The organism is Paraburkholderia sp. J69-1, from assembly GCF_905220255.1.
GTDB lineage: Bacteria > Pseudomonadota > Gammaproteobacteria > Burkholderiales > Burkholderiaceae > Paraburkholderia.
In genome coordinates, this window is the sequence record NZ_CAJMZG010000001.1 from 195,536 (window position 1) to 215,275 (window position 19,740).

Consider the following 19,740-nt stretch of genomic DNA (forward strand, 5'->3'; position numbering starts at 1 on the left):
AGGTCAGCCGCACATCGGGCGTGGCCCGGGCGCAGTCGTCGCGAAAGGTAATTGTAAAGTGTCGCCGGTTTCGCAGTGACGCGCCATCAAAAACCTTCTAAAGCTTGCTGGCGCGCACCTTGTTCGACCGTCGGGCCACTCAATCCACGCCGCGCGCGCGGTTTTCGGCGAAACGCTGACGGAAGGCCGTGAAGGACTTCGTCTCGATCGCCGTGCGGATTTCGCTCATCAACTCCAGGTAGTAATGGAGGTTGTGGATCGTGTTGAGCTGCGCGCCGAGAATTTCACCGACGCGATGCAGGTGATGCAGATAGCCGCGCGTGAAGTTGCGGCAGGTGTAGCAGCCGCATTGCTCGTCGAGCGGGCGCAGCGAATTCTTGTGCGTGGCGTTGCGGATCTTGATGTCGCCGAAACGCGTGAAGATCCAGCCGTTGCGCGCGTTACGCGTGGGCATCACGCAGTCGAACATGTCGACGCCCGCCGCCACGCCTGCCACCAGATCTTCCGGCGTGCCCACACCCATCAGGTAGTGCGGCTTGTCGGCGGGAAGCTTCGGCGCGATGTGCTGGAGCACGCGCATCATGTCTTCCTTCGGTTCGCCCACCGACAGCCCGCCAATCGCGTAGCCGTGGAACGGCATCTGCGAAAGACCTTCGAGCGACTCGTCGCGCAGATCCTCGAACATGCCGCCCTGCACGATGCCGAACAAGGCGTTCGGGTTGCCGAGGCGGTTGAATTCGTCGATCGAGCGCTGCGCCCAGCGCATCGACATGCGCATGGAATCGGCCGCTTCCTGATGCGTGGTCGTCACGCCGTTGGTCGCGTAGGGCGTGCATTCGTCGAACTGCATGACGATGTCCGAGTTCAGCACCTTCTGGATCTGCATCGACACTTCGGGCGAGAGGAACAGCTTGTCGCCGTTCACGGGCGAGGCGAAGCGCACGCCGTCTTCCGAGATCTTGCGCAGATCGCCGAGCGAGAACACCTGGAAGCCGCCCGAATCGGTGAGGATCGGCCGGTTCCAGCCCATGAAGCGATGCAGGCCGCCGTGCGCCTCGATGGTTTCCAGACCCGGGCGCAGCCAGAGGTGGAAGGTATTGCCGAGGATGATCTGCGCCTTCATTTCCTCCAGCTCGCGCGGCTGGGTGGCCTTGACGGTGCCGTAGGTGCCCACGGGCATGAAGATCGGCGTTTCGACCACGCCATGATTGAGCGTGACGCGGCCGCGTCGGGCGAGGCCGTCGGTGCCGAGCAATTCGAATTTGAGGCCGTTTTGCGGGCGTTCGCCCAGATAAGCGCCGTGTTCGGCGCGTGCGTTGTTTTGCTGACCGTCGGTCATGCGGTGGACTCCTGTGCAACCGGAAAACAGTCCGGCGCAGATAGTGAAACGCCGCTGCGCGCTCGTGCGAGGCGTGGCGGCCGGGAAACGTTCAGGCTTGTTTCAAGCCTTCAGTGCGTCTGCGGTTTTCGTCAGCAACATGGCGTCGCCATAGCTGAAAAAGCGATAGCGCGCTTCGATGGCGTGTTTGTACGCAGCACGAATCGTCTCGATGCCCGCGAACGCGGAAACCAGCATCAGCAGCGTCGATTTCGGCAAATGGAAGTTGGTCACGAGCCGGTCGACCACGCGGAACTGATAGCCCGGCGTGATGAAAATATCGGTTTCCGCCTGCGTGGCCGCGAGTTCGCGGTTTTCGTTCGCGGCGTCGCGCGCGGCGGCTTCGAGCGCGCGCATCGAGGTCGTGCCCACGGCGATCACGCGGCCGCCGCGTGCGCGCGTGGCGGCAATCTTATCGACGAGCGATTGCGGCAGTTGATACCACTCGCTGTGCATCTTGTGTTCGGCGATGTTTTCCACGCGCACCGGCTGGAACGTGCCCGCGCCCACGTGCAGCGTGAGCGTGGCGCGCTCCACGCCCATGGCATCGAGCTTCGCCAGCAGTGCGTCGTCGAAGTGCAGGCCGGCGGTGGGTGCGGCCACGGCACCCGGGTTCTGCGCGAACACGGTCTGATAGCGCGTTTCGTCGCCGGCATCGGCGTCGTGCGTGATGTAGGGCGGCAGCGGCAGACGGCCGAACTGCTCGATCAGCGTCAGGCAGTCTTCGGGGAAATGCAGCGTGTAGAACGGTTCGACGCGCTCGCCCACGGTGACGTCGAAGGCATCGGCCAGACGCAGCACCGTGCCGGGGCCGGGGCTCTTGCTCGCGCGGATCTGCGCGAGCGCCGTGCGCGCGCCGGTCAGACGCTCGACCAGCACTTCGATTTTGCCGCCGCTGGCCTTCTGGCCGAAGAAGCGCGCCTTCAGCACCTTGGTATCGTTGAACACGAGCAGATCGCCGGGCGCGATGCACGCGGGCAGATCGGCGAACGTGCGGTCGGTCAATCGCGCCGGCAGCGCGGCATTGTCGACTTCCAGCAGGCGGCTCGCGCTGCGCTCGGGCAGGGCGGTCTGCGCGATCAGTGCTTCGGGAAGATCGAAATCGAAATCGGAAAGCTTGAACATACGGCCTGAAAACACGGTAAGCGGTAAGGCGCCGACGATGCGGCGCGGCGGCCAGCGGGCGGCTTGCGCGTGTTGCAACGCGCAGCGCTTGTACCCTAAAAACGGCCTTGATGCCCGCCCTTACGGAGCGAACAGATATGATTGCGGAACCGGCCTGAACGGAGCGTCGACAGCAGCATTGTCCGCAGCAGGCCGATGCGCGGACGTGCCGCGCCATGCCGGAAAGCCGATATTGTACTTGTGAAGCAGCCCATGCCCTCGTCCGTTAGCCGAATGATTGCCGAATCCGATCCCGCGAGCGTCCCCGATGACGATTTGCAGCCGGACGCGCAGCCGGACACGCGCGCGGACGCACAGGACGCAGCGCCCGACGCTGCCTCGCCGCGCAAGCGTGCCGCGGCGAAGAAAACCGCCGCGCAGTCTGCTGCGAAGTCTGCAGATAAATCCGCCGACAAAGACAAGCCCAAGCTCACCAAAACCGCCGACCGCCTCGCCAAACTGGGCCTGAAAAGCGCCATCGACCTCGTGCTGCATCTGCCGATGCGCTACGAGGACGAAACCACGCTCACGCCCATCGGCGAACTGCTGCCGGGCGGCATCGAGCAGACCGAAGGCGTGGTGTTCGACAACGAAGTCGCCTATCGCCCGCGCCGCCAGCTGGTCGTGAAACTGCGCGACCACAACGGCGACGAACTGCATCTGCGTTTCTTGAACTTCTACGGCTCGCAGGTCACGCAGATGGCGGTGGGCAAACGCCTGCGCGTGCGCGGCGACGTGCGCGGCGGCTTTTTCGGGCTGGAAATGGTGCATCCGGCCGTGAAGGTGGTCGAAGGCGATGCGCCGCTGCCGCAGGCGCTCACGCCGGTCTATCCGTCCACGGCGGGCGTGAGTCAGGCGTATCTGCGCAAGGCCATCGACAACGCACTCGAACGCGCGCATCTGCCCGAACTGCTGCCGGAGCCGATCGAGCAGGAGTTTCTCGCGCCGCTGAACGTGCCCGGCCTCATGGATGCGGTGAGAACGCTGCACCATCCGCCCATCAACGCCGATCAGAACGAGCTGATCGACGGCACGCATCCCGCGTGGACGCGCATCAAGTTCGACGAACTGCTCGCGCAGCAACTCTCGCTCAAACGCGCGCATGAAGAGCGCCGCACACGCGCCGCGCCGGCGATGGCGCGTCATATCGCGGGCCGCAAGAGCGAGGAAACCTTGCTCGCCCGTCTGCGCGAAGCCTTGCCGTTCAAGCTCACGAATGCGCAGGAACGCGTGGTCGGCGAGATCGCGCAGGATCTGGAAGCGCCGCATCCGATGCAGCGTCTGCTGCAAGGCGACGTCGGCAGCGGCAAGACCGTGGTGGCGGCGCTCGCGGCGGCGCAGGCCATCGACGCCGGTTATCAGGCCGCGCTGATGGCGCCCACCGAAATTCTCGCGGAGCAGCACGCGCGCAAGCTGCGCGGCTGGCTCGAACCGCTCGGCGTGCAGGTGGCGTGGCTTTCGGGCAGCCTCAAGGCGAAGGAAAAGCGCGCCGCGCTGGAAGCGGCGGCGCTGGGCACGGCGCGGCTCGTGATCGGCACGCACGCGATCATTCAGGACGCCGTGGAATTCGCGCGCCTGGGGCTCGTGATCGTCGATGAACAGCATCGCTTCGGCGTCGAGCAGCGGCTTGCGCTGCGCGCCAAGGCGCAAAACGCGAAGTCGCCCGACGAAACCGCGCGCGAGTTCCAGCCGCATCAACTGATGATGACCGCCACGCCGATCCCGCGCACGCTGGCGATGACCTATTACGCGGACCTCGAAGTGTCCACCATCGACGAACTGCCGCCAGGCCGCACGCCGATTGTCACCAAGCTCGTTTCCGATGCGCGCCGCGAAGAAGTGATCGCGCGGGTGCGCGCGGCGGCGCTCACGGGGCGGCAGGTCTACTGGGTGTGTCCGCTGATCGAGGAAAGCGAGACGCTGCAGTTGCAGACCGCGGTGGAAACCTGGGAAACGCTGGTGGCGGCACTGCCGGAACTGGCGGTCGGGCTCGTGCACGGGCGGCTGGCTTCGGCGGACAAAGCCGCCGTCATGGACGCGTTCTCGCGCAACGAAGTGCAGTTGCTGGTGGCGACCACGGTGATCGAAGTGGGCGTGGACGTGCCGAACGCCTCGCTGATGGTGATCGAGCACGCCGAGCGCTTCGGCCTTGCGCAGCTGCACCAGTTGCGCGGGCGGGTCGGGCGCGGCAGCGCGGCGTCGGTGTGCCTGCTGCTCTACACGGGGCCGCTTTCGCTCACCGGCCGTCAGCGTTTGCAGACGATGCGCGAAACCACCGACGGCTTCGAAATCGCCCGCAAGGATCTGGAAATTCGCGGTCCGGGCGAATTCCTCGGCGCGCGTCAGTCGGGGGCGGCGATGCTGCGCTTCGCCGATCTCGAAAACGATGCCTGGCTGATCGAGCCCGCCCGCGAAGCCGCCGAGCGCCTGCTGCACGAATATCCGCACGTGGTCACCCAGCATCTGAACCGCTGGCTCGGCGCGCGCGAACAGTATCTCAAAGCCTGAATAGTCCATTGCGCGGCTTCGTGCACGCGTTGCGGAACCTGTGCGCCGCAATTCCGTCTGACCCTGTTCATGATCGCGCCCCGGATAGGGGCGTTGATTATTGGCGAATCGCCGCCATAGGTGTATAAGTACAAGCTATTGATTCACCCTTTTTGATTGGTCCCCAATGAAATGACGCTCACTGAATTGAAATACATCGTCGCGGTTGCCCGCGAGCGCCACTTCGGACGGGCCGCCGAAGCCTGCTTCGTGAGCCAGCCGACGCTGTCGGTGGCCATCAAGAAACTCGAAGACGAACTGAACGTGCAGATTTTCGAGCGCGGCACGAGCGAAGTGAGCGTGACGCCCATCGGCGAGCAGATCGTCACGCAGGCGCAGCGCGTGCTCGAGCAGACGCTCGCCATCAAGGAAATCGCCAAGCAGGGCAAGGACCCGCTGATCGGGCCGCTGCGTCTGGGCGTGATCTACACGATCGGGCCGTACCTGCTGCCCACGCTGGTCAAGCAGATGATCAAGCGCGTCCCGCAGATGCCGCTGATGCTGCAGGAAAATTACACGCTCAAGCTGATCGAATTGCTCAAGCAGGGCGAAATCGACGTGGCCATCATGGCGCTGCCGTTCCCCGAAACCGGCCTCACGCTGCGTCCGCTCTATGACGAGCCGTTCGTCGTGGCGCTGCCTTCGGGGCACGCGTGGGAAAAGCGCCCGAAGATCGACCCGGACGATCTCAAGCAGGAAACCATGCTGTTGCTCGGCAGCGGCCATTGCTTCCGCGATCACGTGCTGGGCGTGTGCCCGGAACTGATGCGCTTCTCGCAGAACGCGGACGGCATCCAGAAGACGTTCGAAGGTTCGTCGCTGGAAACCATTCGCCATATGGTGGCGAGCGGTGTTGGCATCACGGTGCTGCCGCGCATGTCGGTGACCGAGGTGAAGCCGCACGCGGGCGGTATCGATTCCGGCCTGCTGTCCTATGTGCCGTTCGACGAACCGGTGCCCGACCGCCGTGTCGTGCTGGCGTGGCGCAAGAGCTTTACGCGCATGCCGGCGATCGAAGCGATCGTCGAAGCGATCCATGCCTGCGAACTGCCGGGCGTGAAGAAGATCGAGGCGCCGGTCGAAGCGGCTTGATACGCTGACTGTTTGACGCGCTGCGCTCCCCGCGCGGCGCTTTGCCTGACCCGACGCGGCGTTCGCCCGCGTTTTCATCTCCCTTCTGGTTTTGCGCCGCTGCTTTGCATCGCCGATAAATCGCGACTATTCGATATATAAAATAAATCAAATTATCAATATCGATAGTCATTGATAAAGTCTCTCTCAACCCGCCAGACAACGAATCAACGAGAGGACGCGATGCAAAACACGACTGCAACGACCACCGCAGCAACGCCATCGACGTTGGCGTCGAGCCTGCGCACCGTCGCGTTTTCGCTGCTCGTGGATCGCGCGCTGGCCGCTTGAATTGCTTGGATCGCTGGAACGCGGTTGAGCGCAATTGAAATAACAAAGCAGGCAAAAAAGCAGGGAGCCGCGGCGGGGCGCATATCGCGCCTCGTCGCACCAGATTCGCAGGTAACGCCAAAGCGCAGGAACAGTTAGGAGCACGATCATGACCAGAACGATGACGATGACACGCAAGGCGATGGGCGCGGGCCGCGGTGCAGAAATGGCACGTTCGCGCGCCGACGGTACCCAGATGGTGCGGCGTGTCGTGGGTTTCGCGATCATCGCCAGCGTGTTCGTGGCGATTGCGTCGCACGCGTTCACGCAGTTGCCCGCGCATTGAGCGTGAATTGAGCGCATCGGCACCGCCATCGGCTTCATGACGCGATATGTCACAGCAGGCACGCTCGCTGCTTGACCTCTGTTGAACTGTGGGGCCGGATGACCCTGTTTTCCGGCGTTAATAAGATAAACTGAGGCCCGATCGAGCGTTCGCGAGCCAGCACTGGGCATCGGTGCGCAAGCGAAGATTTACAGCGTCTCGGATGGGTAGTCTCACTGCTACAAAAGGAGTCGTCATGGCCAAAAAATCTGCTGTGCAGCACGTGAATATCGGCATCACCGACAAGGATCGCAAGAAGATCGCGGACGGTCTCTCGCACCTGCTCGCGGACACGTACACGCTGTACCTCAAGACGCACAACTTCCACTGGAACGTCACGGGGCCGATGTTCAACACGCTCCATCTGATGTTCGAAACGCAGTACAACGAACTGGCGCTGGCCGTGGACGCCATTGCCGAACGTATCCGCGCGCTGGGCGTGCATGCGCCGGGCAGCTACAAGGAATTCGCGAAGCTCTCGTCGATCCCCGAAGCGGACGGCGTGCCGGCTGCCGAAGACATGATCCGTCAGCTGGTGGAAGGTCAGGAAGCCGTGGTGCGTACCGCGCGCGCGATCTTCCCGGCCACGGAAGCCGCCCACGACGAGCCGACCGCCGACCTGCTCACGCAGCGCATGCAGACGCATGAAAAGACGGCGTGGATGCTGCGTTCGATGCTCGCCTAATCGCCGTTCGAATACGGTGGTCCGAAATAGAAAAACCCGCTGGCTGGTCCGGCGGGTTTTTGTTTTTGTGCGCTTGTTTGTGGGTTATGCGCGGATCTGCTGACGATAGCGCCCGATTTCCCGCGCGTCGCGCTGGCAAGGATGGCGGCGAGCTGCCGCATGCGTGGCCTACAATAGCGCATCGTCTTTCCCGCATTCATCGTCATTCCCGCCCCGAACATGTTCGCCCGACTTCCGCTCTATCTGCGGCTCGTCCGCATGGACAAGCCGATCGGCAGCCTGCTGCTGCTGTGGCCGACGCTCAACGCGCTGTGGATCGCCTCGAACGGCCATCCGTCGCTTTCGCTGCTGGTGATCTTCACGGTCGGTACGGTGCTGATGCGCTCGGCGGGCTGCGCGATCAACGATTACGCGGACCGCGATTTCGACCGTCACGTCAAGCGCACAGCCGAGCGGCCGATCACCTCGGGGCGCATCCGCGCGTGGGAAGCGGTGGCAATTGCCGCAGCGCTCGCGATCGTCTCGTTCCTGCTGATCCTGCCGCTCAACGCGCTCACCAAGCAGCTTTCGGTGGTGGCCCTGTTCGTGGCGGCGTCGTATCCGTTCACCAAGCGCTTTTTCGCGATTCCGCAGGCGTATCTGGGTATCGCGTTCGGCTTTGGCATTCCGATGGCCTTCGCGGCGATTCAGGATCACGTGCCGATGCTCGCGTGGATCATGCTGATCGCCAACGTGTTCTGGTCGGTCGCCTACGACACCGAATACGCGATGGTCGATCGCGACGACGATATCAAGATCGGCATTCGTACTTCGGCGCTGACGTTCGGCCGCTTCGATGTGCTCGCGATCATGCTCTGCTACGCGTTCACGCTGGGCATCTACGTCTGGGTGGGCATCACGCAGCAGTTCGGCGTGCTGTACTGGCTCGGCTGGGCGGCGGCGGTGGGCTGCGCGATCTATCACTACACGCTGATCAAGAACCGCGAGCGCATGCTGTGCTTCGCGGCGTTCCGTCACAACAACTGGCTCGGCGGCGCGCTGTTTGTGGGCATCGCGGCGCATTACGTGGCGGCGGGGATGTGAGCGAACCGCTCCGGTTTCAGACGTAAAAAAGCGCCCATTGGGCGCTTTTTTACTTGAGCATGACGCTTTCTGAGCGGTTTATCGAGCGGATTACTGCGCGCCGAATTCCTTGCCCATTTCCGTCGCACGCGCGTCGGCCGCGAGCGCGCCGCGCACGATGGCGTCCTTGATGCCCGAAGCGTCGAACGAAGCGAGCGCCGCCGCCGTCGTGCCACCCTTGGAGGTCACGCGCTCGCGCAGCACGGCGGGCGTTTCGTCCGATTGCAGCGCCAGTTGCGCCGCGCCGGTGAAGGTGGCGATGGCCAGCGCGCGGCCTTGCTGCTCGTCCATGCCGAGCTGACGCGCGGCTTCTTCCAGCGCCTCGATGAAATAGAACACGTAGGCCGGGCCGCTGCCCGAAATCGCCGTGACTGCGTCGATCTTGCTTTCGTCGTCGAACCACACCGACAGGCCAACCGCGCCCAGCACGTTCGACGCCAGTTCGCGGCCCGCCGCGTCCACGCCGCTGCTTGCGACCAGACCCGTTGCGCCCATGCCGATCAGCGCGGGCGTGTTCGGCATCGTGCGCACCACGCGCGCATGACCGCCGAGCCAGCGCGACAGATCTTCGATACGGATGCCGGCCATGATGCTGATGACGACCTGATGCGCGCCCAGATGCGGCGCGAGACCTTCGGCGACTACCTTGGCGATCTGCGGTTTGACGGCGATCAGCACGGCGTCGTAGCCGGCGAGTGCGCCGTCGGCCGCGGCGCCCGTGTTCACGCCGAACTGGTCGGCGGTGCGCTTGCGGGCGTCTTCGTTCGGATCGATTGCGTACAGATTCCCGGCCGGGACGCCCTTGCGAATCAGGCCGCCGATGAGTGCAGCGGCCATGTTGCCGCCGCCGATGAAGGCAATTTTCATGGTGTTGGAGTGCGTCAGTGAATCAGTGAGAGTAATCGCGGGCGCCGAAGATCGCGGTGCCGATGCGCACGATGGTGGCGCCTTCGAGCACGGCCGCTTCTAGATCCGCCGACATGCCCATGGAGAGCGTATCGAGTTCGAGGCCGTCGGCGCGCAGCGCGTCGAACAGCTCGCGCAGGCGGCGATGGGGCGCGCGTTGCGCGTCGAGCGTTTGCGCGGGTTCGGGAATCGACATCAGCCCGCGCAGGCGCAGGTTCGGGAGCGCGGCGATCGCGTGGGCGATCTGCACGGCTTCTGCGGGCGCCACGCCGCTCTTGGAGTCTTCGCCGCTCACGTTCACTTGCAGGCAGACGTTGAGCGGCGCCATGTCGGCCGGGCGCTGTTCCGACAGGCGTTGCGCGATCTTCAGGCGGTCGACCGAATGCACCCAGTCGAAACGCTCCGCCACGGGGCGCGTCTTGTTCGATTGCAGCGGCCCGATGAAATGCCATTCGAGGCTCGCGCGCAGGTCTGCCAGTGTCTCGATCTTGTCCACCGATTCCTGCACGTAGTTCTCGCCGAACGCGCGCTGGCCGGCCGCGTGGGCGGCGCGGACGTCTGCGGCCGGGAAGGTTTTCGATACCGCGAGCAGCGCGACGGATTCCGGCGCGCGGTCCGCATTGCGGGCGGCAGCGGCGATGCGCTGTTGAACGGCTTCGAGGTGATGAGCGAGATCGGTCATGAGAATTCTGGCCGGCCGCGTCGCGCTGCCCGCGGCCGCGCACTGGGTTAGGCGCACTTGAAACGAACGAGGGCAATTATACGGACTGCGTGGGGCGCCAGACACCCGCCAAAAGTCATAGGCCGAATGGCCGACTGTTGCGGCACACGGCGAGTCTGTAGGCTGGAAGCGTCACCTGCGAGTGTTACCTGCGCGAGGTGAAAGTGCAACCAGGGTTCCACCGAGGTGCAACCCTGGGTTTCGCTCCGTTTCTTTCCGTTAATTGGCCGCCAGCATATGCTCGACCAGCTCGATCCAGTGCGTGACCGGAATCTTCGTGCCGCTTTGCAGATGGGCAATGCAGCCGATATTCGCCGATACGATCAGTTGCGGCTCCAGCGCCTTGAGCCGATCGACCTTCTGGTTGCGCAGCGTGTACGACAGGCGCGGCTGCGTGATGGAGTAGGTGCCGGCGGAACCGCAGCACAGGTGGCTGTCGGCAGGCAGACGCACGTCCAGACCCAGCGCGCCCAGCACCTTCTCCACGCCGCCGCGCAGTTGCTGGCCGTGCTGCAGCGTGCAGGGCGGGTGGTACGCCACGGTATGGATGCCGCGCCTGCGCGTGGCGGCGGTCAGCGCTTCTTCGAACGCGGGCAGGATTTCGGACAGATCGCGCGTGAGACTGGCGATGCGCCGCGCTTTTTCGGCATAGACCGGATCATTGCGCAGCAAGTGCGCGTATTCCTTGACCGTCGCGCCGCAGCCCGATGCATTCATCACGATGGCTTCGGCGCCTTGCTCGACGTAGGGCCACCAGGCGTCGATATTCGCGCGCACGTCTTCGAGCGCATCGTCGGTATAGCCCATGTGCAGGCGGATCGCGCCGCAGCAACCCGCCTGCGGCGCCACGATGGTTTCGATGCCGATTGCGTCCAGCACGCGCGCGGTCGCCGTGTTGATGTTGGGCATCATCGAAGGCTGCACGCAGCCCGCGAGCATCAGCATCTTGCGCGGGTGCTTCGCCGTCGGCCAGGCGAGCGGGCGCTGTCGCACCGGCACCTTGTCGCGCAGGCGGCGCGGCAGCAAGGCGCGCATCTGCTGCGCCGTGCGCATGGCCGGCGAGAACAGCATGCGGCGCGGCAGGAAACCCGCGAGAAAGCGGCGAATCAGGCGCTGGCGCAACGGTCGCGACACGCGTTCTTCCGCCAGCTTGCGGCCCACTTCCACGAGCCGCCCGTATTGCACGCCGGACGGGCAGGTGGTCTCGCAACTGCGGCAGGTGAGGCAGCGGTCCAGATGCGTGAGCGTGCTTTTCGTGACCGGCGCGCCTTCCACCATCTGCTTCATCAGATAGATGCGACCGCGCGGGCCGTCCAGTTCGTCGCCGAGCAACTGGTAGGTCGGGCAGGTCGCGGTGCAGAAGCCGCAATGCACGCATTTGCGCAGGATCGCGTCGGCTTCGTCGCCGTCGGGAGTGTTGCGAATGAAGTCCGCGAGGTTCGTCTGCATCGCCGCGTGGGGTTCTCGTCAGAAGTCGGAATACAGGCGGCCGCGATTGAAAATGCGGGCCGGGTCGAACGCGGCTTTCAGGCCGCGATGGATCTTCATGAGTGGCGTGGGCAACGGTGTGAACACGCCCGCGCTGCGGTCGTAAGCGTGACCGTTGCGGAACAGGGTGGCGTGGCCGCCGGCCTGCTTGGCGGTGATGCGCACGGTCTGCGCATCGGTTTCGGTGATCCACCAGCGCTGTGCGCCGCCCCATTCCATCAGTTGCGTGCCGGGCAATTGCAGCGGCTCGGCGATCGAGGGAAGTGCGAGGCGCCAGAGCGCGGCGTCGGGAGCGATCGAGGCGAAGAACGGATCGGTCTGCTCGCGCAACCCCGCCCAGAAGCGCTCGGCTTCCACGGCATCCACGACTTCGCCGCCCAGCGATGTGCGCGCAGCTTTCACGCCTGCTTCGGCGCCCGCCAGCCGCACGGCGAGCGTGCCGTTGCGCCAGGCGCTGGCGGTCATCGGCAAGGGGCGGCCGCCCCATTCGTTGAGCTTGCGCACGGCGTCGGTGCCGTTCATGTCGAAGCGCAGCGTGGCTTCCGCCTGCGCGACCGGCAGCACTTTCACGGACAGTTCCAGCATCAGCCCAAGCGTGCCGAGCGAACCCGCCAGCAGGCGCGAGACGTCGTAGCCCGCCACATTTTTCACGACCTGACCGCCGAAGTGCAGCACCTCGCCGCGACCGTTCATGATCACGGCGCCCAGCACGAAGTCGCGCGCCGCGCCTGCGCTCGCGCGGCGCGGTCCGGCAAGACCTGCTGCGATGCAGCCGCCGAAGGTCGCCTGCGGGCCGAAGTGAGGCGGCTCGAACGCCAGCATCTGGCCGTGCGCCGCCAGAGCGTGTTCGATTTCGAGAAGCGGCGTGCCGGCGCGCGCCGTGATCACCAGTTCGGCGGGGTCATACGCAATGATGCCGCGATGCGCGCGGGTATCCAGCACCTCGCCTTCGAGCGCCTGGCCATACCAGTCCTTGGTGCCGCCACCACGGATGCGCAGCGGCTTGCCGTCCGCACTTGCGGCGCGGATGCGCTCCGACCAGTCAGCGACGATGTCGTCCTCTTGCATGCTTCCCATAGCGCGTGTCTTGGCGCGGTTGCTGGCGCGGTTGTCGTTGTGGTTCGCCTGATTGTACTGACGCGTTTCGTGCTGACAACCCGGGGCAGGCCCGCATGGCGGTGCGCGCCGAAACCCGGCGGTGGGCCGCAGCGGAGCGCGATTCGCAGCAGGCTTTGCAGCACGCCGCCCGACGCGCCCCGCGTCCTGCAAAAAATCATGCAAAACGCAACGCGCGTGGCGGGAACGCCTGGATCAGAACCGTGGCAGGTCGGGATGCGGCAGCAGATTGCCGCGTACGTGCATGCGCCCGTACTCGGCGCAGCGCGCGCGTGTGGGAATGCCCTTGTCGGGATTGAGCAGATTGGCGGGGTCGAAGGCGTGCTTCACCGCATGAAAGGCGTCGCGCTCTTCGGGCGAGAACTGTACGCACATCGAATTGATCTTTTCGATGCCCACGCCATGTTCGCCCGTGACCGTGCCGCCCAGTTCGACGCAGGTTTCGAGGATGTCCGAACCGAAGGCCTCGGCGCGATGCCATTCGTCCTGATCGCTGCCGTTGAAGAGAATCAGCGGATGCATATTGCCGTCGCCCGCGTGGAACACGTTGATGCAGCGCAGCCGGTACTGCTGCTCCATCTCGTGGATGCGCGCGAGCAGCGGTCCGATCGCGCGGCGCGGCACGGTGCCGTCCATGCAGTAATAGTCGGGAGATATGCGGCCCGCCGCCGGGAACGCATTCTTGCGGCCCGACCAGAAGCGCAGACGCTCTTCTTCAGTGCGCGAAATCTGGATGCGTGTTGCGCCGTGCTCGCGCAGCACGACGGTCGTGCGGGCGATTTCGTCGGCGACTTCCTCGGGCGTGCCGTCGGACTCGCACAGCAGGATGGCCGCGGCGTCGAGATCGTAGCCCGCGTTGACGAACTCTTCGACCGCGCGCGTCGCCGGCTTGTCCATCATTTCCAGACCGGCCGGAATGATGCCGGAGGCGATGATCGCGGCCACGGCGTCGCCGCCTTTCACGACATCGTCGAAGCTCGCCATGATCACCTGCGCGGTCTGCGGGCGCGGGATCAGCTTGACGGTGACTTCGGTCACGATCGCGAACATGCCTTCGCTGCCGATCATCACGGCGAGCAGGTCGAGGCCGGGCGCATCGGGCGCGAGCGAGCCGAATTCGACAATCTCGCCGTCCATCGTCACGGCGCGCACGCGCAGCACGTTATGCAGCGTCAAGCCGTACTTGAGGCAGTGCACGCCGCCCGAATTCTCGGAAACGTTGCCGCCGATCGTGCAGGCGATCTGCGAGGACGGATCGGGCGCGTAGTAAAGGCCGTAGGGCGCCGCCGCTTCGGAAACGGCCAGATTGCGCACGCCGGGCTGGACCGTGGCGGTGCGCGCGTAGGGATCGACTTCGAGAATGCGCCGAAAGCGCGCGAGCGACAGCACGATGCCATGGCGGATCGGCATCGCGCCGCCGGAAAGGCCGGTGCCCGCGCCACGCGGCACGACGGGCACATCCAGACGCCGGCAGATCTGCACGATGCGCTGCACCTGCGATTCGGTTTCCGGCAGCGCCACCGCGAGCGGCAGGCGGCGATAGGCGGCCAGCCCGTCGCATTCGTAGGCGACCGTGTCTTCCTCGCGATGCAGCAGGCAATGCGCGGGCAGCACCGCCATCAGCGCCTGCACGACTTCGCGCTGGCGCTGCGCGAGCACTTCGGGTGTGAGTTCGAGGGCGTCCGCATGTTTTTGCGCGTTCGTGGGCGCATTGTTCGGCTCCACCAGCTTGGCGTCCGGTCCGTTCATGTCTCCTCCAGGTTCAGTGCGCCCGGATCAGGCGGCCCAGCTAAATATCTTGCCCGGGTTCATCAGGTTCTGCGGATCGAGCGCGTGTTTGATCGCGCGCATGGTGTCGATGGTATCCGCGCCGTGTTCCTCGATCAGGAAATCCATCTTGTGCAGGCCCACGCCGTGCTCGCCCGTGCAGGTGCCGTCCATGCGGATCGCGCGCTGCACGATGCGGTGATTCAGGCGTTCGGCTTCATCGATTTCCTCGGGCTTGTCCGGGTCGATGAGGATCGCCACATGGAAGTTGCCGTCGCCCACATGACCGACGATCGGGCAGGGCAGCGGCGAAGCCTTGAGATCGGCTTCGGTTTCCACCACGCATTCGGCGAGGCGCGAAATCGGCACGCAGACGTCGGTGGTCACGGCTCGGCAGCCGGGCTTGAGTTGCAGCATCGCGAAGTAGGCGCTGTGGCGCGCGTTCCACAGGCGGCTGCGATCTTCCGGGCGCGTGGCCCATTCGAAGCCTTCGCCGCCGTTTTGCGCGGCGATTTCCTGCACCAGTTGCGCCTGCTCGGCCACGCCCGCTTCGGTGCCGTGAAACTCGAAGAACAGCGTGTGCTTTTCGCGCAGCGTCAGGTTCGAATGCTTGTTGATGGCGCGCACCGCAAGCGCGTCGATAAATTCCACGCGGGCGATCGGCACGCCAATCTGGATCGTTTCGATCACGCTGCGCACGGCTTCGGCCATCGACGGAAACGCGCAGATGGCCGCCGACACCGCTTCAGGCTGCGGATACAGCTTCACGGTGATTTCGGTGATGACGCCGAGCGTGCCTTCGGAGCCCACGAACAGACGCGTGAGGTCGTAGCCCGCCGACGATTTGCGCGCGCGCGTGCCGGTCTTGATGACGCGGCCGTCCGCCAGCACGGCGCTCAGGCCCAGCACGTTCTCGCGCATCGTGCCGTAGCGCACGGCGTTGGTGCCCGAGGCGCGCGTCGCCGACATGCCGCCGATGCTCGCGTCCGCGCCCGGATCGATCGGGAAGAACAGGCCCGTGTCGCGCAGCGCTTCGTTGAGCTGCTTGCGCGAGATGCCGGGCTCGACGGTGACGGTCAGGTCTTCGGCGTTGATCGAAAGCACGCGGTTCATCTGCGAGAGATCGATCGACACACCGCCCTGCACAGCCAGCAGATGGCCTTCGAGCGAGGAACCGTTGCCGTAGGGAATGATCGGCACGCTGTATTGCGCGCACAGCTTCACGATCGCCTGGACCTCTTCGGTGCTCTGCGCGTAGACGACGGCGTCTGGCAGTTGCGGATCGAAGCGCGATTCGTCGCGGCCATGATGGGCGCGCACGGCTTCGGAAGTGGAAACGCGCTCGCCGAAGGCGGTGCGCAGGCTGTTAAGGAGATCGGCGGGGAACGGGCGGCGTGCGGGTTGGGCAACGGCCGGCGGCGCGAGATGATTCACGCGGGGTGTCTCCTTGTTGGGCTTGATCTTTGGTGCGATGCTCGTCGGAAATCATTCTACGCTCAACGTTCCGGGCGCAAAGGCGGGGCAGCCCGGAGTTCATGCGCCATGCTGCACTGCATGATCCACGCTGGGCGCGGGCAAGCGACAATCCCGGCTTCGAGCAACAGCTTCAAGCACGTTCACGTTTCTGGAGAGACACATCATGGGCAACCGCCTGAGCAAGATCGCCACGCGCACCGGCGACGACGGCACGACCGGACTCGGCGACGGCAGCCGCGTGCGCAAGGACGATGCGCGTATCGCCGCTATCGGCGACGTCGACGAACTCAATTCGAACATCGGCGTGCTGCTTTGCGAGCCGCTGCCCGACGACGTGCGTGCCGCGCTCATCGCGATCCAGCACGATCTGTTCGATCTGGGCGGCGAGCTGTGCATGCCGGGGCACACGATCGTCACCGATGCGCATCTTGCGCGCCTCGACGCCTGGCTCGCCGATTACAACGCCACGCTGCCGCCGCTCAAGGAGTTCATTTTGCCGGCCGGTTCGCGCGCGGCGTCGCTCGCGCATGTCTGCCGCACGGTCTGTCGGCGCGCGGAACGCTCGATCGTCACGCTGGGCGATGCGCAGGACGCAGAAGCGCAACTCGTGCAGACGCCGCGCCGCTACGTGAACCGGCTATCCGATCTGCTGTTCGTGCTCGCGCGTGTGCTCAATCGCGCGGCGGGCGGCAGTGACGTGCTCTGGCGCCATGATCGCGGCCAATCTGGCGTTGCCGCGGATATCGAATAGAGGACACGATGCGCACCCCGACCTTTTGCTGGGGTGCGACAAAATGACCCGACAGCCTGCCTCGTTAAAGATGTATCTTGTGTACATCTTTAACGAGGAGAAGCCGCAATGACCGCGCTCACCGCCGACCAGATCGCCCGCGTCAAGGCCACCGCGCCCGTGTTTGCCGAACATGGCACGACCATCACGAAGCATTTCTATCAGCGCATGTTCAACGCGCATCCTGAGTTGAAGAACCTCTTCAACCAGACGCATCAGAAGAGCGGCAGCCAGCCCGAAACGCTGGCGCGCGCGGTCTACGCGTACGCGGCGAACATCGACAATCTGGGCGCGCTGAGCGGCGCGGTCACGCATATCGCGCACAAGCACGCGAGCCTGAACATTCGCCCGGAACACTATCCGATCGTCGGGCGTCATCTGCTGGGCGCCGTGGTCGATGTACTCGGCGACGCCGTCGATCAAGCCACGCTCGACGCCTGGGCCGTGGCCTACGCGCAGCTTGCGCAGATCATGATCGGCGCGGAATCGAAGCTCTATGAAGCGGCGCCGTGGAGCGGCTTCCGTCCGTTCAAGGTCGTGCGCAAGCAGGTGGAAAGCGACGAAATCACCTCGTTCTATCTCGCACCCGCTGACGGCGCGCCGGCTGGCGGTTTCGAACCGGGTCAGTACGTGAGCGTGACGCGCTTCGTCGATCAACTCGGCGTCGATCAGCCGCGTCAGTACAGTCTCTCGGATGCGCCGCACGGCCGCTGGCTGCGCATTTCGGTGAAGCGCGAAGCGGGCAACAGCGCCGCCGCAGACGTGCAGCCGGGCCTCGTCTCGAACCTGATGCACGACGGCGTCGAGCAGGGCGCGATCGTCCACGTGAGCGCGCCGATGGGCGAATTCACGCTCGATCGCAACAAGAGCACGCCGGTCGTGCTGATGAGCGGCGGCGTCGGCATTACGCCGATGGCGTCGATGCTCGCCACGCTGCTGGCCGCACGCAGCGAGCGCCAGATCACCTTCGCGCACGCCTGCCGCAACGCTCGCGTGCATGCGTTCAGCGACTGGCTGCGCCGCAGCGCCGCCGAGCATCCGAACCTCAAGCGCGCGGTGTTCTATGAGGCCGTGAGCGCGGACGATCAGCCAGGCAAGGACTACGACTTCGAAGGCCGCATGGACATCGCGCGCATCGAAGCCGACGTCATGCTGCCGGATGCCGATTACTACATCTGCGGCCCGGTCGCCTTCATGCGCGCGCAGCGCGAAGCGCTGGTGGCGCGCGGTGTGGACGCGGCGCGCATCCACACGGAAATCTTCGGCTCGGGCATGCTCGACTGAGCGAACCCGAAGCGATCGACGTAAAAAAGCCCGGCCAGTGATCAACAGAACTGGCCGGGCTGTTCACATCATCGAGCGTCAGCGAACCATCAGTTGCCGCTGCCGCGCGCGATACGGCGCTGCTTGACCGCTTCGGCGAGCCCTTCGAGCACGCCCACGCTTTCGTCCCAGCCGATGCACGCGTCGGTGATGCTCTGGCCGTAGGTCAGCTCGCAGCCTTCCTTCAGATCCTGGCGGCCCGCCACGAGGTGCGATTCCACCATCACGCCGACAATGCGCTCGTCGCCGCCCGCAATCTGGCGGCCGATATCGGCGCAGACCGGAATCTGGTTCTCGTGCTTTTTCGAGCTGTTCGCGTGGCTCGCGTCGATCATCAGACGCGCGGCGAGACCCGCCTTGCCGATGTCGTTGCACGCCGCGTTGACGCTTTCCGCGTCGTAGTTCGGCGTCTTGCCGCCGCGCAGGATCACGTGGCAGTCCTCATTGCCCGCCGTCGAGACGATGGCCGAATGGCCGCCCTTCGTCACCGAGAGGAAATGGTGCGGCTGCGACGCGGCCTTGATCGCATCGACGGCGATCTTCACGTTGCCGTCCGTGCCGTTCTTGAAGCCGACCGGGCAGGAGAGACCCGAAGCCAGTTCGCGGTGCACCTGCGATTCGGTCGTACGCGCGCCGATCGCGCCCCACGAAATCAGATCGGCGATGTACTGCGGGCTGATCATGTCGAGGTATTCGGTGCCCGCCGGCAGGCCGAGTTCGTTGATCGACACGAGCAGTTCGCGCGCGGTGCGCAGGCCGTCGTTGATCTTGAAGCTGTTGTCCATGAACGGGTCGTTGATGAGACCCTTCCAGCCCACCGTCGTGCGCGGCTTTTCGAAGTACACGCGCATGACGATTTCCAGCTCGTTCTTGAAGCGCGAGCGTTGCTCCACGAGCTTCTTCGCGTAGTCGACCGCGGCCTTGGTGTCGTGAATCGAGCACGGCCCGACGATCACGATCAGACGATCATCCATGCCGTGCAGGATGCGGTGCATCGCGCGGCGCGATTCGTAGATCAGCGTGGAAGCGGCTTCCGAGCACGGGAATTCGCGGATCAGGTGTGCGGGCGGCGTGAGTTCCTTGAGTTCGCGGATGCGGACATCGTCGGTGTTGTGCGGGGGCATGTTGTTTTCTCCTGATCCTGTGTAGCGTGCTTCGCGATGCGAAACGTCGGCAATCTGCTAGATGAAAGTGAGGCTCGTATGAGTGGGGGGCCAAAGAAGCCGGGCGAAAAAAAACCGCCAGGCTAGGCTGGCGGTTTTCGTTTGTTCGGGGTCCTGCGCGTACTATCAACCCTCTCGATCCGCCAGCGGTCTGAGATACCAAAAGAAGTAAAAATAAAACTTCGTGGCGAACATGGCGGATTCGGTTCGTTACGTCGAAAAGGGTGATTGCCTTTATAACCCGGCCTTCTTCAGGCTGGCAAGCGGGTCGCGGCGAAAAAGCGGATGTTCCGCGGAAATTCTCGCTT

General features: G+C 64.7%; 16 protein-coding genes. 7 read left to right on the plus strand and 9 right to left on the minus strand.

What is annotated here, in order from left to right; translation table 11 throughout:
* Nucleotides 1-139: 139 nt before the first annotated feature.
* Together tgt and queA are read right to left on the minus strand one after the other, a co-directional pair.
* On the minus strand, nt 140-1,339 hold the full coding sequence (gene tgt / locus U5A67_RS01005; RefSeq protein ID WP_321815974.1) for a tRNA guanosine(34) transglycosylase Tgt: 1,200 nt from the start codon (nt 1,337-1,339) through the stop codon (nt 140-142).
* Between the two features lie 102 nt (nt 1,340-1,441).
* Nucleotides 1,442-2,503, minus strand: coding sequence for a tRNA preQ1(34) S-adenosylmethionine ribosyltransferase-isomerase QueA (gene queA / locus U5A67_RS01010; RefSeq protein WP_205981391.1), 1,062 nt, complete (start codon nt 2,501-2,503; stop codon nt 1,442-1,444).
* 252 nt (nt 2,504-2,755) lie between these two features.
* Here queA and recG point away from each other — a divergent pair, with 252 nt between their 5' ends.
* The 5 genes from recG to ubiA all read left to right on the plus strand — a co-directional run bounded on the left by recG (nt 2,756) and on the right by ubiA (nt 8,643).
* Nucleotides 2,756-5,050: an ATP-dependent DNA helicase RecG gene (gene recG, locus U5A67_RS01015; protein ID WP_321959666.1), complete on the plus strand. Its 2,295-nt coding sequence runs from the start codon at nt 2,756-2,758 to the stop codon at nt 5,048-5,050.
* 171 nt (nt 5,051-5,221) lie between these two features.
* A complete protein-coding gene (locus U5A67_RS01020) occupies nt 5,222-6,181 on the plus strand; it encodes a hydrogen peroxide-inducible genes activator (RefSeq protein ID WP_205981389.1) in 960 nt (319 codons plus the stop codon).
* 478 nt (nt 6,182-6,659) lie between these two features.
* On the plus strand, nt 6,660-6,836 hold the full coding sequence (locus U5A67_RS01025; protein ID WP_205981388.1) for a hypothetical protein: 177 nt from the start codon (nt 6,660-6,662) through the stop codon (nt 6,834-6,836).
* Nucleotides 6,837-7,071: 235 nt separating this feature from the next.
* The gene (locus U5A67_RS01030; protein ID WP_205981387.1) at nt 7,072-7,560 is read left to right on the plus strand and encodes a Dps family protein; all 489 of its coding nucleotides are present in this window, start codon (nt 7,072-7,074) and stop codon (nt 7,558-7,560) included.
* 219 nt (nt 7,561-7,779) lie between these two features.
* Nucleotides 7,780-8,643, plus strand: coding sequence for a 4-hydroxybenzoate octaprenyltransferase (gene ubiA / locus U5A67_RS01035; protein ID WP_321815976.1), 864 nt, complete (start codon nt 7,780-7,782; stop codon nt 8,641-8,643).
* Between the two features lie 90 nt (nt 8,644-8,733).
* Here the strand turns inward: ubiA and proC are convergent, their stop codons facing one another.
* The 6 genes from proC to U5A67_RS01065 all read right to left on the minus strand — a co-directional run bounded on the left by proC (nt 8,734) and on the right by U5A67_RS01065 (nt 16,114).
* Nucleotides 8,734-9,549 (minus strand): pyrroline-5-carboxylate reductase, encoded by an 816-nt coding sequence (gene proC, locus U5A67_RS01040; RefSeq protein ID WP_321815977.1) that lies wholly within the window; start codon nt 9,547-9,549, stop codon nt 8,734-8,736.
* A 22-nt stretch (nt 9,550-9,571) separates the two neighbouring features.
* Entirely contained in the window at nt 9,572-10,270 is a 699-nt protein-coding gene (locus U5A67_RS01045; protein ID WP_321815978.1) for a YggS family pyridoxal phosphate-dependent enzyme, read from the minus strand.
* A gap of 258 nt (nt 10,271-10,528) precedes the next feature.
* Nucleotides 10,529-11,758: a glycolate oxidase subunit GlcF gene (glcF, locus tag U5A67_RS01050; protein WP_205981383.1), complete on the minus strand. Its 1,230-nt coding sequence runs from the start codon at nt 11,756-11,758 to the stop codon at nt 10,529-10,531.
* 18 nt (nt 11,759-11,776) lie between these two features.
* A complete protein-coding gene (gene glcE / locus U5A67_RS01055; RefSeq protein ID WP_205981495.1) occupies nt 11,777-12,865 on the minus strand; it encodes a glycolate oxidase subunit GlcE in 1,089 nt (362 codons plus the stop codon).
* A 243-nt stretch (nt 12,866-13,108) separates the two neighbouring features.
* On the minus strand, nt 13,109-14,662 hold the full coding sequence (locus U5A67_RS01060; RefSeq protein WP_205981382.1) for an FAD-linked oxidase C-terminal domain-containing protein: 1,554 nt from the start codon (nt 14,660-14,662) through the stop codon (nt 13,109-13,111).
* Nucleotides 14,663-14,689: 27 nt separating this feature from the next.
* A complete protein-coding gene (locus U5A67_RS01065) occupies nt 14,690-16,114 on the minus strand; it encodes an FAD-binding oxidoreductase (protein ID WP_321815979.1) in 1,425 nt (474 codons plus the stop codon).
* Between the two features lie 205 nt (nt 16,115-16,319).
* On the opposite strand from U5A67_RS01065, the gene U5A67_RS01070 reads away from it, so the two are divergent.
* Both U5A67_RS01070 and hmpA read left to right on the plus strand, forming a co-directional pair.
* Nucleotides 16,320-16,907, plus strand: coding sequence for a cob(I)yrinic acid a,c-diamide adenosyltransferase (locus U5A67_RS01070; protein WP_321815980.1), 588 nt, complete (start codon nt 16,320-16,322; stop codon nt 16,905-16,907).
* 108 nt (nt 16,908-17,015) lie between these two features.
* Nucleotides 17,016-18,230, plus strand: coding sequence for an NO-inducible flavohemoprotein (hmpA, locus tag U5A67_RS01075; protein WP_321815981.1), 1,215 nt, complete (start codon nt 17,016-17,018; stop codon nt 18,228-18,230).
* 89 nt (nt 18,231-18,319) lie between these two features.
* On the opposite strand, the gene aroG is transcribed toward hmpA, so the two are convergent.
* Entirely contained in the window at nt 18,320-19,393 is a 1,074-nt protein-coding gene (gene aroG / locus U5A67_RS01080) for a 3-deoxy-7-phosphoheptulonate synthase AroG (protein ID WP_205981378.1), read from the minus strand.
* Between the last annotated feature and the right edge of the window lie 347 nt (nt 19,394-19,740).

Bases quoted from the DNA above. Each gene is read 5' to 3' on its own strand.
- hmpA (WP_321815981.1), top strand. From the start codon at position 17,016: ATGACCGCGCTCACCGCCGACCAGATCGCCCGCGTCAAGGCCACCGCG.
- U5A67_RS01025 (WP_205981388.1), top strand. From the start codon at position 6,660: ATGACCAGAACGATGACGATGACACGCAAGGCGATGGGCGCGGGCCGC.
- U5A67_RS01070 (WP_321815980.1), top strand. From the start codon at position 16,320: ATGGGCAACCGCCTGAGCAAGATCGCCACGCGCACCGGCGACGACGGC.
- ubiA (WP_321815976.1), top strand. From the start codon at position 7,780: ATGTTCGCCCGACTTCCGCTCTATCTGCGGCTCGTCCGCATGGACAAG.
- U5A67_RS01045 (WP_321815978.1), bottom strand. From the start codon at position 10,270: ATGACCGATCTCGCTCATCACCTCGAAGCCGTTCAACAGCGCATCGCC.
- glcF (WP_205981383.1), bottom strand. From the start codon at position 11,758: ATGCAGACGAACCTCGCGGACTTCATTCGCAACACTCCCGACGGCGAC.
- U5A67_RS01020 (WP_205981389.1), top strand. From the start codon at position 5,222: ATGACGCTCACTGAATTGAAATACATCGTCGCGGTTGCCCGCGAGCGC.
- glcE (WP_205981495.1), bottom strand. From the start codon at position 12,865: ATGCAAGAGGACGACATCGTCGCTGACTGGTCGGAGCGCATCCGCGCC.
- tgt (WP_321815974.1), bottom strand. From the start codon at position 1,339: ATGACCGACGGTCAGCAAAACAACGCACGCGCCGAACACGGCGCTTAT.
- U5A67_RS01060 (WP_205981382.1), bottom strand. From the start codon at position 14,662: ATGAACGGACCGGACGCCAAGCTGGTGGAGCCGAACAATGCGCCCACG.
- recG (WP_321959666.1), top strand. From the start codon at position 2,756: ATGCCCTCGTCCGTTAGCCGAATGATTGCCGAATCCGATCCCGCGAGC.
- proC (WP_321815977.1), bottom strand. From the start codon at position 9,549: ATGAAAATTGCCTTCATCGGCGGCGGCAACATGGCCGCTGCACTCATC.
- U5A67_RS01030 (WP_205981387.1), top strand. From the start codon at position 7,072: ATGGCCAAAAAATCTGCTGTGCAGCACGTGAATATCGGCATCACCGAC.
- queA (WP_205981391.1), bottom strand. From the start codon at position 2,503: ATGTTCAAGCTTTCCGATTTCGATTTCGATCTTCCCGAAGCACTGATC.
- aroG (WP_205981378.1), bottom strand. From the start codon at position 19,393: ATGCCCCCGCACAACACCGACGATGTCCGCATCCGCGAACTCAAGGAA.